This window comes from Chromohalobacter sp. 296-RDG (assembly GCF_029889885.1).
GTDB lineage: Bacteria > Pseudomonadota > Gammaproteobacteria > Pseudomonadales > Halomonadaceae > Chromohalobacter.
The window spans coordinates 1-15,970 of the sequence record NZ_JARANY010000016.1; the positions used below are offsets into that span (position 1 = coordinate 1).

Annotated in this window: 14 protein-coding genes and 1 riboswitch; of the genes, 4 read left to right on the forward strand and 10 right to left on the reverse strand. The window is 58.9% G+C overall.

The window, feature by feature from the left end:
* Positions 1 to 172: 172 nt before the first annotated feature.
* A complete protein-coding gene (locus OP495_RS08265) occupies positions 173 to 460 on the reverse strand; it encodes a hypothetical protein (RefSeq protein WP_280563129.1) in 288 nt (95 codons plus the stop codon).
* Between the two features lie 477 nt (positions 461 to 937).
* On the opposite strand from OP495_RS08265, the gene OP495_RS08270 reads away from it, so the two are divergent.
* From OP495_RS08270 to OP495_RS08280, 3 genes are all read left to right on the forward strand, one after another.
* Positions 938 to 1,306 carry a VOC family protein gene (locus tag OP495_RS08270; RefSeq protein WP_280563128.1) on the forward strand — a complete coding sequence of 123 codons (369 nt, stop codon included), beginning with the start codon at positions 938 to 940 and terminating at the stop codon, positions 1,304 to 1,306.
* A 98-nt stretch (positions 1,307 to 1,404) separates the two neighbouring features.
* A complete protein-coding gene (locus OP495_RS08275) occupies positions 1,405 to 2,331 on the forward strand; it encodes a lysophospholipid acyltransferase family protein (RefSeq protein WP_280568517.1) in 927 nt (308 codons plus the stop codon).
* A gap of 63 nt (positions 2,332 to 2,394) precedes the next feature.
* On the forward strand, positions 2,395 to 3,573 hold the full coding sequence (locus OP495_RS08280; protein WP_280568519.1) for a PQQ-dependent sugar dehydrogenase: 1,179 nt from the start codon (positions 2,395 to 2,397) through the stop codon (positions 3,571 to 3,573).
* Here OP495_RS08280 and OP495_RS08285 read toward each other — a convergent pair.
* Complete coding sequence (locus tag OP495_RS08285; RefSeq protein WP_280563124.1) at positions 3,570 to 4,451, reverse strand: NAD(P)-dependent oxidoreductase; 882 nt, start codon at positions 4,449 to 4,451, stop codon at positions 3,570 to 3,572. The two genes, OP495_RS08280 and OP495_RS08285, sit on opposite strands and share 4 nt — an antisense overlap.
* 121 nt (positions 4,452 to 4,572) lie before the next feature.
* Positions 4,573 to 4,702, forward strand: a riboswitch (TPP riboswitch).
* 82 nt (positions 4,703 to 4,784) lie between these two features.
* Between OP495_RS08285 and thiC the strand changes: the two genes are divergently transcribed.
* Entirely contained in the window at positions 4,785 to 6,716 is a 1,932-nt protein-coding gene (thiC, locus tag OP495_RS08290) for a phosphomethylpyrimidine synthase ThiC (RefSeq protein ID WP_280563123.1), read from the forward strand.
* Positions 6,717 to 6,785: 69 nt separating this feature from the next.
* On the opposite strand, the gene cyoE is transcribed toward thiC, so the two are convergent.
* The 8 genes from cyoE to OP495_RS08330 all read right to left on the reverse strand — a co-directional run bounded on the left by cyoE (position 6,786) and on the right by OP495_RS08330 (position 15,916).
* The gene (gene cyoE / locus OP495_RS08295; RefSeq protein ID WP_280563138.1) at positions 6,786 to 7,673 is read right to left on the reverse strand and encodes a heme o synthase; all 888 of its coding nucleotides are present in this window, start codon (positions 7,671 to 7,673) and stop codon (positions 6,786 to 6,788) included.
* 13 nt (positions 7,674 to 7,686) lie between these two features.
* A complete protein-coding gene (cyoD, locus tag OP495_RS08300; protein WP_280563122.1) occupies positions 7,687 to 8,022 on the reverse strand; it encodes a cytochrome o ubiquinol oxidase subunit IV in 336 nt (111 codons plus the stop codon).
* Positions 8,022 to 8,639: a cytochrome o ubiquinol oxidase subunit III gene (locus OP495_RS08305; RefSeq protein ID WP_280563120.1), complete on the reverse strand. Its 618-nt coding sequence runs from the start codon at positions 8,637 to 8,639 to the stop codon at positions 8,022 to 8,024. Before OP495_RS08305 ends, cyoD begins: the two co-directional genes overlap by 1 nt.
* A 2-nt stretch (positions 8,640 to 8,641) precedes the next feature.
* The gene (cyoB, locus tag OP495_RS08310) at positions 8,642 to 10,621 is read right to left on the reverse strand and encodes a cytochrome o ubiquinol oxidase subunit I (RefSeq protein ID WP_280563119.1); all 1,980 of its coding nucleotides are present in this window, start codon (positions 10,619 to 10,621) and stop codon (positions 8,642 to 8,644) included.
* 4 nt (positions 10,622 to 10,625) lie between these two features.
* A complete protein-coding gene (gene cyoA, locus OP495_RS08315) occupies positions 10,626 to 11,537 on the reverse strand; it encodes a ubiquinol oxidase subunit II (protein ID WP_280568522.1) in 912 nt (303 codons plus the stop codon).
* A gap of 482 nt (positions 11,538 to 12,019) precedes the next feature.
* A complete protein-coding gene (locus OP495_RS08320) occupies positions 12,020 to 12,460 on the reverse strand; it encodes a hypothetical protein (RefSeq protein WP_280568523.1) in 441 nt (146 codons plus the stop codon).
* 25 nt (positions 12,461 to 12,485) lie between these two features.
* Entirely contained in the window at positions 12,486 to 13,496 is a 1,011-nt protein-coding gene (locus OP495_RS08325) for a J domain-containing protein (RefSeq protein ID WP_280568525.1), read from the reverse strand.
* Between the two features lie 152 nt (positions 13,497 to 13,648).
* On the reverse strand, positions 13,649 to 15,916 hold the full coding sequence (locus OP495_RS08330) for a mechanosensitive ion channel family protein (RefSeq protein ID WP_280568565.1): 2,268 nt from the start codon (positions 15,914 to 15,916) through the stop codon (positions 13,649 to 13,651).
* Positions 15,917 to 15,970: the final 54 nt, after the last annotated feature.

Sequence of the window (15,970 nt, forward strand, 5' to 3'; positions counted from 1 at the left end):
GGCGGCATGAGCCTTTTGCTCATCGTCCGCAGTTACAGGGTCGGATACCAACACCAGCCCGACGCTTGAACCTACCCGTCACCGACACAATAAAAAGCCACCCGCCTCGAAAGACGGGTGGCTTTTTCATGCTGGCACAGAAGGCGCCTCAGCGACGCCGTCACTCAATACCTTACCAGTCGGCACGATGACCGATTTTCGGCTGATCCTGCGTATCGCTGGGCAGGTCGGTCTGCTTGGTATTGTGTACTGAAATATAGTGCCGAGCCTTGGCGACGCCAAAACTGTCGGCGCCCGAAGTATCAACCTGCTGGAAGCTTACGGATGCCTGATCGACACCTTGGTTGGCCTGCAGCGATTCGTGATTGACCTGTAGTGCTTCGCTAGAAGCGATGCTGGCCTGCGCAGCAATCGGCAGCGCGGCGAGTGCAACGGCGGCAATAAGGGTACGTACTTGCATGATGGATCTCCTTGCGTGTTCATGTTCGCTTGCGAACGTTGAGTAAACTATATAGCAAGCTAACAATAAACGCAATAACGAATCTAGCAATCGCTTCCATAGCCAAAGCCTATGCGCCTAAAAAGTCATAAGGTAGTGTCTTTTTCTGCCTATAATGCTTATTACAGTATTAAAACCAGACCCCTACCGGGGCCTGGCAATACAACAAAAGGCATTCTTCTGCTTTGAACCCCTAATGTTTTCGTGATCGAACCCTCACAGCGCCCGTGACATTGACCGTCACGGGCGCTGCATCAGCACCACATCGTTACGTGGAAACGTTCTCGTCAGCTCATGCTGGTCGGCAGCGAGCATTCGTCGGCAAGCCCTCACGGCCATACGCACTCGTACATCTTTCGACTGGATGCAGACCGCCTTGAGCGTGCATGATGTCTTGCCCCCTTAGAGGGCCGACCGTCACTTTTTGGACAATTAGCCATGCTCAATGCCATCGACCATCTGGTGGTAAACGTTACCGACCTCGAGCGCAGCATCGATTTCTATACACGCGTACTGGGGCTCGAGGCACGCTACCACGATGCGACACGCACCGACCTCTACCTGGACGATTTCGCCTTGCGCCTGCAGACCTCCCTGGCAACGTCCAGCAATTCTCATACTGTCCCGCCGGGCCACCAGACCCTGGGCTTTCGTAGTGCCCTACCACTGACGGAAGTTAAGACACACCTTGAGGTACTCGGGATACCGCTGGATAAAGGGCCAGACGAACAACATCCCGCCGAGACGCTTCACGTACGCGACCCGGATAGCAACCTGATCGAGATTTCCCGACCACGGCGTCGCTGAAAAGATGAGATTATAAGCCCGCGCGGGCAGGCATACGCCGCGCGATCTGTATAATACGGGCCCTATCGTCCGCCGTAACCGATGATGCAATGAGCTCGATGTCCGAAGACGTTTCTTTTCCTTTACGCGCACGCGCCATCGCCCTGTTGTGGAGCACCCTGGCATGCTTGACACCGCACCGGCTGTGGCAGTTGGCGCGTCTGATCGGCCCGCTGATTCTCACCTTCAGTCGCCGCGAACGTGACGTGACGCGCATTAACCTCAGACATGTCTATCCAGATATGCCGGCACGTCAGCAACAACGCCTGACACGGGACAGCCTGACGCATTCCTCGGCAACCATGCTCGAGCTGGGCTTTGCCTGGATGGCCGTCCCGGAACGCGTCGAGACCTCGATCCGCGCCGTGCACGGCCGTGAACTACTCGACGACGCCCGCGCCGAGGGACGTGGTGTCATCGTGCTGGCACCACATTACGGTAACTGGGAAGTACTCAACTTCTGGCTTTCCAGCCACTTCCCATTCACCGCCATGTACGAGCCTCCCAAGATCGACGCCCTTGATCCGGTGATCCGGCATGGCCGCGAACGCATGGGGGCCCGGCTGGTCCCGACCAATCCACGCGGTGTCGCTTCGCTGCTCAAGGCACTCAAGCGCTGCGAGGCGGTGGGGATTCTCCCCGATCAGGAGCCGAGCTGGGGGAGCGGCGTCTTTGCCGATTTCTTCCAGCGTCCGGCCTATACCGCCACCTTACTGTCCAAGCTCGTGGCACGCACCGAGGCGCGCGTCGTCACCGGCGTGGCGAAACGCCTCCCCGGCGGCAAGGGCTTCGCGCTGCACTTCCTCGCCGCCGATGAACGCGTCTACTCAAGCGACGAGGCGCTGTCCGCCACTGGCGTCAACGCCAGCGTGGAAAATGCCATCGCCCTGGACCCGGCTCAGTATCAATGGGAATACAAGCGCTTTCGCAAGACCCCGCAACAAGCTGCCAAGCACCCCGACTTCAAGCGCTTTCGCATCTACTGAGCCCTCAGACACAGCGCTGATTGTTGTCTACACTACTCCCGAGGGTTTCTTGAGGAGTCGTGCATGATCACTCACCACGCTACCCAAGCGCTGAGGCGACGCGCGCCGGCGCTTGCCAGCCTCTGGCTGGGCGCCATGATGACCGTCTCAGGCCAGGCCCAGGCACTGACACCAGTGGAAGTTGACGGCAATGAGGAACGGGCCAATGTGCCCAATGGCGCCACGCTCGATAAGCGGATCGCGCTACGCGCACCTCGGCTGATCAGCTTTGGCCCCGAAGACGAGATGTTCATCGGCTCCCAGGCAGGGCGCCTGTATCGCCTGCAACCACCCTATGACGAAGTCGATGCAGAGATCCCGCTGTCCGGTTATCCGCACAGCGCGGTAATTCATGAGGGTTACTTGTACGTGGCGACCACCGACCGACTCTATCGCACGGCGTATTCGCCGGGACAAGACGTTTCGGAGATGGATTTCGAGGGCATCGCCGACTTACCCGGCGGCAGTGGCCATTCCTCGCGCTCGCTATCCGTCGGTCCCGATGGCAGGCTTTATGTCGCGCTCGGCCTTCAAGGCAACTGCTCGGCGCAACGCGTCAGCAAAGATCTCGCCTTCGAGGATCGGCGAGGCGGGGTAATGGCGCTCGATCCCTCGCGCGAGGCACCCGAATGGACGCCCTACGTCAGCGGGCTGCGCAACCCCATCGGCATGGCCTGGAGTCCACAGGGGGTTCTCTACCTCAACAACAACGGCCCCGATCATTGGGGTTACGAAGCACCGCCCGAACTGCTGGTGCGCGCCGAGGCCGAGCGCTTTTACGGCATGCCCTGGTATCAATGGAATGAAGGCGAATGGCAGCGCGATGAGTGCATCGACTCGGCACCGCCTGCCAAGCGTGACACGCTCGCACCGCCGGTGGCGACCTTTGCCGCGCGTAGCGCCCCCATCGGCCTGACCTTCCTGCCTGATGACAACCCCTGGCAAGTGGATATGGTCACCGCCATCCATGGCAGTTGGGCCACACAAGCATCCGGGGGCCGTGCTACACGCCGTCCTCCCAAGATCGTCGGCATTCGACTCGAAGATGATGGTCATCAGGGCCAGGTGGTCGATCTGGTCAGCGGCTTCCAGGCGGAAAATGGGGAGCGCTGGGCACGCCCCGCCGATATCGCCTACCGCGACGGCGCGCTTTATTTCACCGCCGACGATGGCGATACCGGATTGTATCGACTAATACCCTAGCGCTTGTCCAGATGCGCCTGGCGCGCGGCCACCTCGGCGAGCCCCGACCAGTCCTTTTCGCCATCGCCGTTGGCCAGGGCGTCGAGCAGACGATCGCGCACCGCGCTGCCCAAAGGCAAGGCAACGTTTTGCTCGTCCCCCGCACTCAGGGCTAGTCCGACATCCTTGTGGCCCAAGCGCATCGTGAATCCTGCGGGCTCGAAACGTGCCTCGGCGATCATCTTGCCGTAGCCCTTATAGGCCGGGGAGGCAAACAGCGTATTGGTGACAATATCGAGAAAATCGCTGGCCTCGATGCCGTACGCACGGGTCAGTGTCGAGGCCTCGGCCATCGACTCGATGGCACTGGCGAGCATGAAATTGGCGGCGATTTTCGCCACGCTGGCGCGTTCAGGCGATTCTCCCAAGGGCCAGACAGCCTGGCCCATGGCGTCGAGTACAGGCCTGACCCGTTCGATATGCGTCGGATCACCGGCGGCGATGATATTGAGCTTACCCGCCGCCGCCACATCCGGCCGCCCCAGCACCGGTGCGGCGATATAGCCCACGCCCAGGCGCTCGTGGAGTGCTGCCATGCCACGCGCGAAAGCCACCGACACCGTGGCCATGTTGACGTGAACACTGCCCTTCTTCATCGCCTCGATGGCCTTGCCCTCGACCAGCACCTGATGCGCTGCCTGGTCGTCCGCCAGCATGCTCACCAGTACTTCACACCGCGCCGCGTCGGCCGATGTCTTGGCGATCCTCGCACCCTGCTCGGCGAGTGTCTCGGCAGCTTCCGGGGAGCGATTCCATACCGTTACCTCATGCCCCGCCTCGAGCAACTGCTGCGCCATGCCATGTCCCATGGCCCCCAGGCCAATAAATCCAACCTTCATATTCCACTCTCCTTTGCTGGCTTCTCTCTGGACATTAGCACGCAAACGAGGATTTGACGTGCCCTGCCCCATGCATCGCACAGGGGATTTCATTCGGACGATATCTTGCTAGACTCTAGACGACAGCTTGACGGGGTGCCGGTGGAACCGGCTGAGATCGTCCTGCGCTCGCCAACAAGGCGTGTGCCACGGCGGATCCCGACGAACCTGACCCGGCTAGTACCGGCGTAGGGATCAAGCGGAGTCCGCAGCGTCGGGACATCATCCGTCGTTGCTTATTTCTCCCGCCTACGCTGTGCGCCGGCCTGACTTGCGTCATGACCTGGAGCACATATGACATCACCGCAATTCCTTTCCGACACCGCCCGCGTCGACGAAGCCGCCATTCAGGCGCTACCCGGCTCGCGCAAGATATATGTAGAAGGCGCACGCGCGGATATCCGAGTGCCTTTCCGCGAGATATCGCTATCACCGACCCGCACCTCCGGCCAGGATGAGGAGAACCCTCCGCTACTGGTCTACGACACCTCGGGCCCCTATACCGATCCCGGCGCGAAGATCGACCTGCGCAGGGGTCTGACAGAACTGAGACGCCAATGGATCGAGGCGCGCGACGACACTGAATTCCTCGACGGCCCCACGTCCGAATACGGCCAACGCCGTGCCAACGATCCCATGCTCGCTCAGTTGCGCTTCGAGCTGACCCGCACGCCCCGGCGCGGCAAGAAAGGCCATAGCGTCACCCAGTTGCATTACGCCCGCCAGGGCATCGTGACACCTGAAATGGAATTCATCGCAATCCGCGAAAATCAGCGCCGTCAGGCTCGTTCTGCCAAGTACTCGGGCACCGACGAGGTCGAGCGTATCCTCGATCAACAGCATCCAGGCCAAGGGTTAGGCGCACGTCTGCCGGAGGAGATCACGCCGGAGTTCGTGCGTTACGAGGTCGCCGCCGGCCGCGCCATCATCCCCTGCAACATCAACCATCCCGAAACCGAACCGATGATCATCGGCCGCAACTTCCTGGTGAAGATCAACGGCAATCTGGGCAACTCGGCAGTGAGTTCGGCCATCGAGGACGAGGTCGACAAGATGACCTGGGGCATCCGCTGGGGCGCGGACACCATCATGGATCTATCCACCGGCACCAACATCCACGAAACGCGTGAGTGGATCATCCGCAACGCGCCAGTACCCATCGGCACCGTGCCCATCTACCAGGCCCTGGAGAAGGTCGGGGGCGTCGCCGAGGATCTGACTTGGGATATTTTCCGCGACACCCTGATCGAGCAAGCCGAGCAAGGTGTGGATTACTTCACCATTCATGCTGGTGTCTTGCTGCGCTACGTGCCGCTCACCGTCGAGCGCGTCACCGGCATCGTCTCGCGCGGCGGCTCGATCATGGCCAAGTGGTGTCTCTATCACCATGAAGAGAGCTTCCTCTACACCCACTTCGAAGATATCTGCGAGATCTGCAAGCGCTACGACGTGGCATTCTCGCTGGGCGATGGCCTACGCCCCGGTTCAGTGGCCGACGCCAACGATGCCGCGCAGTTCGCCGAACTGGAAACCCTCGGCGAGCTGACCAAGATCGCCTGGCAGCATGACGTTCAAGTGATGATCGAAGGGCCCGGCCACGTGCCGATGCAATTGATCAAGGAGAACATGGACAAGCAGCTCGAATGCTGCGATGAAGCGCCCTTCTACACCCTGGGCCCGCTGACCACCGACATTGCGCCGGGCTATGACCACATCACCTCCGGTATCGGCGCAGCGATGATTGGCTGGTATGGCTGCGCCATGCTCTGCTACGTCACGCCCAAGGAGCATCTGGGCCTTCCCAACAAGGACGACGTCAAGACCGGCATCATTACCTACAAGATCGCCGCGCATGCCGCGGATCTCGCCAAGGGCCACCCGGCCGCGCAGCGCCGCGACAACGCGCTCTCGAAAGCGCGTTTCGAGTTCCGCTGGGAGGATCAGTTCAATCTAGGGCTCGACCCAGACACTGCGCGGACATATCACGACGAGACGCTGCCCAAGGACTCGGCCAAGGTGGCACACTTCTGCTCCATGTGCGGGCCCAAGTTCTGCTCGATGAAGATCAGCCATGAAGTGCGCGATCATGTATTCAAGGATCGGTGGCCCACAGGCAGGAGCAGCGAAGAAGATTCGCGCGAGACCGAAAGAACACGCCTCGACGGCATGCGCGATCAGGCCGGGAAATTCCGCGCGCAGGGGGGCAATTTATATAGCGAGGTGTAAACACGCGCTCGAGACGAAAAAAGCCACGCTGCATGGCGTGGCTTTTCATTTCGGGCAAGGGGCGTGAGATCAGCGTAGCGAAGTCATCAGTACTTCGGTATCCGTCACCTGAAAGTCGATCGACATCATGATGCTGAGCGCCGTGATGATGAAAATCGAGAAGATGAAGACCTTCTTGGCCCACACGCGGTCATCGCCGGTGCGGTAACCACGAAGCGCCATGAAAAGCCAATAGAGCCCCATTGCTGCTGCCACAGCGAAATACCCATACCCGGCATAGCCAGACAGCGTGAGCATCAAGGTCGCGCCCACGAACGCCAGGATATACCAGAAGATATGATGCTTCGCCGCCCTCACGCCACGCGTAACCGGCAGAACCGGGATCGACGCCGCGCGATAGTCCTGATAGCGAAAGATGGCAATAGCATACGAGTGCGGCATCTGCCATAGGCAGAAGATCAAAAGCAGCGTCAGCGCGCCAAGATCGAACTGGCCGCTGACCGCACAATAGCCCACCACCGGCGGCGCCGCCCCCGACAAGCTGCCCACCAGGGTGCCATAGACCGAGTGTCGTTTGAGATACAGGCTATAAAGCCCGACATAGACGAAGAACCCGAGCAAGGCGAACAGCGTCGCCAAAGCATTGGTGCCCAGTGCCAGGATCAAGAAACCTGCAATGCCCAACACACTGCCGTATGCCAGCGTGATACCGGGTGAAATCAGCCCCTGGACCGTGACACGCTCTTGGGTGCGCTCCATCAGACGATCGATATCGCGATCGATATAATTATTGAACACGCACCCGGACGCGATCACCAACGCAATCCCGATGACTGTGGCCAAAAAGAGCGCTCCATCCACGCTTCCCTGGGAAGCGAGGAAGAAGCCTCCAGCCACGGAGATCAGGTTGCCGAAGATGATGCCCGGCTTGGTAATGGAAACGTAGGGTTTGAGCATCACGCCGAGCGACTCACCCACCTAGCATCATGTTGACGTGCAGGTTCTGCATGATCCACAGCGACCCGCCCACCAGGATGACCAGGATCAACGCCGTGAAGATGAAGGACCCTGCGTTCCATCCCTCTTCGGTCTTGAAGTCCAAGTGCATGAACATGACCAACTGTATCAATACCTGAGCAATCGCCGTGATCGAGATCGTCACGGCAATAGCCAAGTTGCTGAAACCACCCGTCATGACCACCCCAAACGGGATGATCGTCAGCACGATAGACAAAATCAGACCAGTCACATAGGACTTGACGCTGCCGTGGTTGCCACCGTCGTGGGAAGCATGTGCATCGCTCATTACAAAACTCCCATCAAATAGACGAAGGTAAAGACACAAATCCACACGATATCCAGGAAGTGCCAGAACAGGCTCAGGCACATCACGCGCGGCCGCGTCTTGTCGTTAAGGCCCTTCGTGGACAGCTGGACGATCATTACCAGCATCCAGATCAGACCAAAGGTCACGTGGAGGCCATGCGTTCCGACCAGCGTAAAGAACGCTGACAAGAAAGCACTACGATCAGGCCCGAAACCTTCGACGATCAGATGATGAAACTCGTAGACCTCCATCCCTACGAAGCTCGCCCCGAGAATGAAGGTAACAATCAGCCAAGCACGGACCTGTGCAAGCTTGTCCTTGTGCATGGCCAGTACGGCCATGCCATAGGTGAAACTACTGAACAGCAGCAAGAAGGTTTCGACAAGAACAAAAGGGAGCTCGAAGATATCGGCCCCAGAGGGGCCACCCGCCGTGCCCTTCATGAGCACGGCATAAGCCGCGAAAAGACTCCCGAAGATGACCAGGTCACTCATCAGGTAGACCCAGAAGCCGAATACCTTCATGGCACCCGCATCGTGGTGCTCATGCTCGTCATGAGCATGAGCGTCATGTTGATTCAAGGTTTGCGTCGTCATAATTACGCCTGCATCTCCAGCCGTTTATGGTGCTCGCGTTCAATACGCTCGACTTCCGCCGCCGGGACGTAGTAGTCGATATCGTCATTGAAGACACGGAGCATGAAGGCAACGAACATGCCGATCGCGCCGATACCAGCCAGCCACCAGATATGCCAGACCAACGCGAACCCGAACACGGTGCTGATCAATCCCATGATCGGCCCCGCCGCGGTGTTCTTCGGCATGTGAATATCTTCGTACTGGGTCGGCTTGTCCGCTGCCATGCCCTTCTCTTTCTTCGCTTCCCAGAAGGCATCAACAGAGCCGACGCTGGGTAGATGCGCGAAGTTATAGAACGGTGCAGGAGAAGACGTCGACCACTCCAATGTACGCGCATCCCACGGATCGCCCGTGATGTCGGCGTTCTTCTCACGATCGCGAATACTCACGACGAACTGGATCACGGTGCAGGCGATACCACACAGGATGAGAACGGCACCCACCCACGCCACGATCATCAGCGGCTGCCAATCGGCGTTGGCGTAAGACTGCATGCGGCGTACCGCACCGTAGAAGCTCAGGATATAGAGCGGCATGAAGGCCAGATAGAAACCGGTAATCCAGAACCAGAAAGAACGCTTGCCCCACTTCTCGTCGAGCGTAAAGCCGAAAGCCTTCGGGAACCAGTAGGTCAGGCCTGCGAGCATGCCGAACACTACGCCGCCGATGATGACGTTGTGGAAGTGAGCGATGACGAACAGGCTGTTATGCAGTATGAAGTTCGCGCCGGGCACTGCCAGCATCACCCCGGTCATGCCACCGATGGTAAAGGTGATAATGAAGCCCAATGTCCAGAGTACCGGTGTGGTGAACTGCAGCCGACCGCGATACATGGTGAACAGCCAGTTGAAGATTTTCACCCCGGTCGGAATGGCGATGATCATCGTCGCGATACCGAAGAAGGCATTGACGTTCGCGCCTGCCCCCATGGTGAAGAAATGGTGCAGCCACACCACGAACGACAGAACGGTTATACAGGCCGTCGCCCAGACCATGGTGTTGTAACCGAACAAGCGTTTCTTGGCGAAGGTCGCGATGACTTCGGAGAACACCCCGAACGCCGGCAGGATGAGGATATATACCTCAGGATGGCCCCAGGCCCAGATGAGGTTGACATACATCATCATGTTGCCGCCCATGTCGTTCGTGAAGAAGTGCATCCCCAGGTAACGATCGAGTGTCAGCAGCGCAATGGTCGCGGTCAGAATCGGGAAAGAGGCAATGATCAGGATGTTCGTGCACAGCGACGTCCAGGTGAAGATCGGCATGCGAAAAAGCGTCATGCCCTTGGTGCGCATCTTCAGAATGGTGACGAAGAAGTTGATACCGGTCAGGGTGGTACCGATCCCCGATATCTGCAGTCCCCAGATCCAATAATCGACCCCTACGCCGGGACTGTACTGTATTCCCGATAATGGCGCGTAGGCCAACCAGCCGGTCTTGCCGTACTCACCAATGAGCAGCGATATCATGGTCAAGATGACACCCGCCATGAACAGCCAGAAGCTCAGGTTGTTCATGAATGGGAAGGCCACGTCACGCGCACCGATCTGCAACGGCACCACCAGGTTCATCAAACCGATGACCATGGGCATGGCGACGAAGAAGATCATGATCACACCATGCGCGGTGAATATCTGATCGTAATGCTCGGGCGGTAGATATCCTTCAGCGCCCCCGGCAGCCATGGCTTGCTGAGTGCGCATCATGATCGCGTCGGAGAAACCGCGCAGCAGCATGACCAACGCCACGAGGAAATACATGATCCCCAGCTTCTTGTGATCGATGGAGGTCAACCACTCCGTCCACAACCACTTCCACTTCTTGAAATACGTCAGCGCGCCGACGATGGCTAAGCCACCCAGCATCATGACAATAGCCGTCACGACCAGAATTGGCTCATGATAGGGAATATCGTCAAGTCCAAGTTTTCCGAACATAATGTTACTCCGCTGCCTCTGCGCTCATGGGCGTCTCGCCATGACCGCCATCGTGTCCACCTTCACCGTTACCGCCATGAAAGCTCTGGACGATGTCGCGGTACAGGTCTGACGTTACGTCGGAGAAATACTCCACAGGATGGTCCGTGGACGGCTCCGTCAGCTCTTGGTAAGTCGTCCCGTCGTACGAAAGCGTTTCGGACGACTGACCCACCTTGTCGACCCAGGAATCGAAATCATCCTGCGACATGGCATGCGCATCGAAGGTCATCTCCGAGAAACCCTTGCCACTATAATGGGAGGACTTGCCAACGTAGTCGCCTGCCTCATTGGCGACGAGATAGACATCATTATCCATACCCGCCATGGCGTAGATCTGGCTGCCCAGGGTTGGAATGAAGAACGAGTTCATCACCGACGCCGACGTCACGCTAAAGTGCACCGGCACATCAACGGGCATTGCCACTTCGTTGACCGTTGCGATGCCTTGCTCGGGATAGATGAACAGCCACTTCCAATCCAAGGCGACGACCTGTACTTCCATGGTTTCGGCGTCGGATTCGATCGGCTTGTGGGGATCCAGTGAGTGCGACGTTTTCCAGGTAATGATCCCCAGAAACAGGATGATTACGCAGGGGATGAGCCACACGACGGCTTCAATCTTGTTGGAGTGCGCCCAGTCCGGCATGTACTTGGCAGCATGATTGCTATGCCGATATTTCCAAGCAAAAACTACCGTCATGACGAGGACAGGGATCACCACGATCATCATCAGCCAGAACGCCGTGATAATCAGTGATTTCAGCTCTACCCCGATCTGACCCTTGGGATCCACGAGCGCCCCGTCGCAGCCACTAAGCAGCACTGCGATCAGGGGCAGGATACCGAGCCATCCCAGGTTCTTCTTCATTCTCATTGCATGGCCTCACTCAAGCATGGGAAGACGTTGCAGCGCTTGCTCATTGAATGCTTTCCTCCGCTAGCGACCCGTTAGGCACGGCAGTCAAAATACAATGGCACACTCGCCAACGGAACGTCAGCGACTTGGAGAGTGTCCAAATGGTCGGCTCATGTATTGCTGACCACTTGGAAACGCCCCATGGCATGCATACCGACCGGCCACCGGTTTTTCGGCTGCCAATGACACGAGTGTGTTGCGCTCTGAAGGTTGGGCGTACCGCGCATGTTGGATAATGGTGAATATGTCCGCCATAAACGAGCACGCATCGCTTACGCCATCTCGCCCCTAGCCTGCCTGCTAAAGGATCGCCATGCGGCCGAACGCGAGCAACAAGCAGGGAGCCGACGGGACGGCATTCTGAAGCAAAATAAGGCGGAATAGAAGCGACTAATTGCCGCAGCCATGTCGCACCCTAAACCTCTTGACTGAGCAGACGCTCATACGATTGTAGGAAGTGAGGCAAGACTCGGCAACGACATGCCCTCGGTGGGAATGATGCCCCAGACATAAGCCGCGACCGCCGCCGCGACACCCGCAGCCAGCATCAACCCAAGGCTCCAGCGCAGGATACACCGCACACGCTGCCAGTTATCATCGACACGTACGGCACGCTCCACTTTGGCCTTCAATTCCGCATAGCGGGCGTACTCGCCATCAGCGCTGATCGAGAAGTCGTTGGCTACGTTGCCGTTCCAATACGGTGCATGACTCAACCCCATGCGCGCGCGCAACAGACCGATGCCTGTCAAGGTGCCATAGAGCTGATCGTATTCACGCTTGCGCGATGCGGTGCGCAAGACATCCTCGGCGTCCGTCTTGACGGCTTGATTCTCGCAGCGCGCAATGGCCCGTGCGATGTCCGCGTCGCTTGCCGACACGCGGATGTCCAATCGTCGATAAAGATCACGCATGTTGGCGCATCAAATAATCATAGGCGTTCTTGATTCGCTGAAAGCGCAGCGAGGCTGTGACCATCGCCTCCTGACTCTGCGCATGATAGCGATCAGGGTGATATTTTTGAGCCAGACGCCGATAAGCGCGCTTGATGTCGCTCTTCTGGGCGTTTTCCATCAATCCCAGCACGGCCAATGCCCGCTGTGTCTTTTCATTGCCTGTGGCATGCCCCTTGGCGTGCGCACCTTCGCGGGAAAATCCCTCATGGGAAAACCCCTCGCGGCGCCGCTTGTCCTCGTGCGAATACTGACCACCATGCGCCTGCTCACGCTGCCCGGTATCCTCTCGCCGCCAACGCCAGCGACGCCGCCGGGTTTCTTCACGCTCGTCCTTGGCATACTCGCGCTGGCGATAGCGACGCTCATGCCGATGACGATTTCGCGAGCCTTGCGCGTTGCCCTCCTCCCCGTCCGTGCGCTCCCGAGAACTTTCGCCATACGCGCCGTCATGGCCTTGTCGGGAATAATGCCGATGTTCGGCACTCTCGTGTGACCGCCAATAATGTGCGGCACTCGGATCCTCGGGCACCGCCAGCGGATAGCCAGCGACATCCCGGAACAAGACCTCGAACGTCTGGGGCGCTACGCTCAGCAGATCAGCCAGAAAACGCAGCACATGGTGCTGGCCAGCCGCCAATGCCCCTTCATGGGTGGCTACATGAATCGCCTGGCGAAGAAAGGTTTCCCGACGCGGCCCACGATAATAGCGCTGCAACACTTCTGCCGCGAGCTGCAAGGCCACAAAATCCGGCGCACTCGCCAGCTCGACGACCAACTGATAGCCATGGTCGTGGCGAAAGTCTCCGGTGAGCTCGTCGAGCAAGGCACGTTTGCGGTCGCTCAAGGTATCCTGGCCATCGCTCATCGCCAGCCACGCCAATAACAACAACGCAGCCGTATCGGCCTCGTTACGGCTGCTGAGCAATAAGCGCTCGAAAGGCGTAAAACGCGATGCTGCCATGCCAGCTCCTGGCTTTTGGATTGTTCGTTATCGGTAATCGCCGCGTGACGTGCGAGCATCCTATGGGCATCGGCCGCTTGCTGCATACCTTTAACGGCGACGCCATGACATTAGTCACCCCTTTTTCTAAATCGCCACCTCCGCAGTCGCGCTCAGCCCGTGTCAGATGGCGCATCGCTGACATGACCACTGGCTGTCGTAGCATGCTCGGTCGTCGTCGGCAGAGTCGCGGCCTCGCCAGAAGACGGCTCGAGACTCACACTCATGCGCGGCATGGCGAGCTCCATGCCCAGCTCATCGAAACGCCGCTTGAGTCGCAGGTTGAAAGCCCGCGCGACGTCCCACTGCATGACCGGCGCCGTGCGCATGCGCATACGTAGAATCGCCGCGCCGGCATCGAAACTTTCCACCCCCTGGAGTTCCAGCGACGACCAGATGTAATGCCGCATCATCGAATCGCGACGCAGTTCCTCGGCGACTTCACGCACGATGGCGATCGCCTCGTCGATCTTCATATGATGCGCCACACGGACCCGCATCAGGGCGATACCGAATTCCCGTGAAAAATTCTGGATTCCTTTGATCTGGCTGAAGGGAATCGTATGCACGATGCCATCCAGATCACGCAAGCGCACGGTGCGCAGACTCAATCCCTCGACTGTCCCCATGTGTCCGCTCAGGTCGACGAAATCGTCGATGGCCAGCGAATCCTCGATCAGGATGAAAAGCCCCGTGATCAAGTCCTGAACCAGTGTCTGAGCGCCGAAGCCCACCGCTAGACCGATCACCCCGGCACCGGCCAGCAGCGGCGTGACGTTGACCCCCAAGTTTGCCAGCGCCACGATGATCGCGATAATCACGATGGTGGCGAAGACCACATTGCGAATCAACGGTGTAATGGTTTGCGCCCGCGTGCTCTGCGCGCGTCCGCTGCGAGCGCGCTTGGAGGAGAGTAACGCCCGCTCGATCGCGGTATCGGCAAGAATCCAGACCAGCCACGCCAGCAGCAATGTCATGCCGATACTGATCAGAGATTGCCCGATGCGCTGGCTGATGCCCTCATCCCCACTAAAGGTCAGCAACGACAAACCCCAGACACGCATCGCCAACTCGGCGAAGATCAACCAACTGATCAAGTGCGCCAAGGTATAGCCGAAGCGCATCAAACGCCGACGATACTGTGACTGACGGCGCAGTTTGGAAGGCTGCTCGGCGTGGCGATGAATCAAGCCGTTGACGATCAGGGTCATCACCAGTAACCCGGCCGTCACGATGGCCTTGGCGAAAGCACTGCGCGAGTCTCCCTCCGATGTCAGGATCGCCACCAGCGAGACCACCACCATGAGTAGAACCGGCACATGCCACAATGATCCGATCACCTGGATCAACTCACTGCTGGCACGCTTGTCGCGCCGGTAACGATAAGGACGATTGCGAATCAAGTGCTTGACCGGACGCTTGAAACGGATCGTAAATGCCCCCGTCAACAAGGCGGCCGTGACATTGGCCAGCATCGAGACCATTTCCGCCAGCGACGTCCCCAGAGCCAAGCGTAGTTCCGAGGCATTCGAGGCATCGCCCAAGGCGACCAGCACGCCGATGATGAACAGCCAGCGAGCAGCCCGGCGATGCAGAATACGCAAGGCGACGCGACGATGGCCGTTAGCAAACAGCGAGAAGACGACTTCACACACGGCGGTAAAAAGAATCCCGCACAGGGTGATGTAAGCGATTACCATCGCCAGCGTCATCCCCAGCGTGGATATCATGCCATGCACGACGCCCAAGGTAAGGCCAAAGGCGATCCCCCAGGGTAGCAAGCGCCGCAGCATATGGCGTATCAGCATCCAGGTGCTCGGCTCGGCGCTGAGCGTGAGTTGAATGTCCATGCGTTTGGCCAAGCTGCGCCCGCCGAACACCATCAGCGCTGCGCTCCCGCCCCATAATCCCAGCACCCAGACGAAATCGCCAACGAGATGCAGCAGCGACTCCAGCGACGCGACGCGCCGCGTCAGCGTGTCCCCCGCCCGCTCGCCCAGGCGCTGCCAATACTCAAACGGTGTCACGACCTCGCCGGAGTCGCTCAGCGAGGTCAACGAGTCCGCGATGGCCCCCAATAATCCGCGCGGCGACTCTGGCTCGGCGTCGGCATCGACGCCCTCCAGCGAGGCTCGCAACTCGCGCAACTGCGTGAGCAATTCACCGCGGCGCTGCTGATCCTCAAGCATCGAGATGACGCTATCCAACGAGGCACGCGCCTGCTCGTTCGATGGCGCCTCATCTTGTGATGCCTGGCTGTTACTACTCCCGGAGAGTGCCGCCAGCGGGGATGCGCTCTGGCCCCACGCACTGCACGAAAACACTAGTAGCGCACACAAGAGGACGATTCCTCGGTACCAATGCGTCGCCTCCTTGATCATGCTCACCTCGCCTCGTCTTGCCATCATGACAGAGTGCCCTAGCCGGACGCCGCA

What these genes read in the sequence shown, in the direction of transcription:
- OP495_RS08265 (WP_280563129.1), bottom strand. Translation starts at nt 460, where the DNA reads ATGCAAGTACGTACCCTTATTGCCGCCGTTGCACTCGCCGCGCTGCCG.
- OP495_RS08270 (WP_280563128.1), top strand. Translation starts at nt 938, where the DNA reads ATGCTCAATGCCATCGACCATCTGGTGGTAAACGTTACCGACCTCGAG.
- OP495_RS08275 (WP_280568517.1), top strand. Translation starts at nt 1,405, where the DNA reads ATGTCCGAAGACGTTTCTTTTCCTTTACGCGCACGCGCCATCGCCCTG.
- OP495_RS08280 (WP_280568519.1), top strand. Translation starts at nt 2,395, where the DNA reads ATGATCACTCACCACGCTACCCAAGCGCTGAGGCGACGCGCGCCGGCG.
- OP495_RS08285 (WP_280563124.1), bottom strand. Translation starts at nt 4,451, where the DNA reads ATGAAGGTTGGATTTATTGGCCTGGGGGCCATGGGACATGGCATGGCG.
- thiC (WP_280563123.1), top strand. Translation starts at nt 4,785, where the DNA reads ATGACATCACCGCAATTCCTTTCCGACACCGCCCGCGTCGACGAAGCC.
- cyoE (WP_280563138.1), bottom strand. Translation starts at nt 7,673, where the DNA reads ATGCTCAAACCCTACGTTTCCATTACCAAGCCGGGCATCATCTTCGGC.
- cyoD (WP_280563122.1), bottom strand. Translation starts at nt 8,022, where the DNA reads ATGAGCGATGCACATGCTTCCCACGACGGTGGCAACCACGGCAGCGTC.
- OP495_RS08305 (WP_280563120.1), bottom strand. Translation starts at nt 8,639, where the DNA reads ATGACGACGCAAACCTTGAATCAACATGACGCTCATGCTCATGACGAG.
- cyoB (WP_280563119.1), bottom strand. Translation starts at nt 10,621, where the DNA reads ATGTTCGGAAAACTTGGACTTGACGATATTCCCTATCATGAGCCAATT.
- cyoA (WP_280568522.1), bottom strand. Translation starts at nt 11,537, where the DNA reads ATGAGAATGAAGAAGAACCTGGGATGGCTCGGTATCCTGCCCCTGATC.
- OP495_RS08325 (WP_280568525.1), bottom strand. Translation starts at nt 13,496, where the DNA reads ATGGCAGCATCGCGTTTTACGCCTTTCGAGCGCTTATTGCTCAGCAGC.
- OP495_RS08330 (WP_280568565.1), bottom strand. Translation starts at nt 15,916, where the DNA reads ATGATCAAGGAGGCGACGCATTGGTACCGAGGAATCGTCCTCTTGTGT.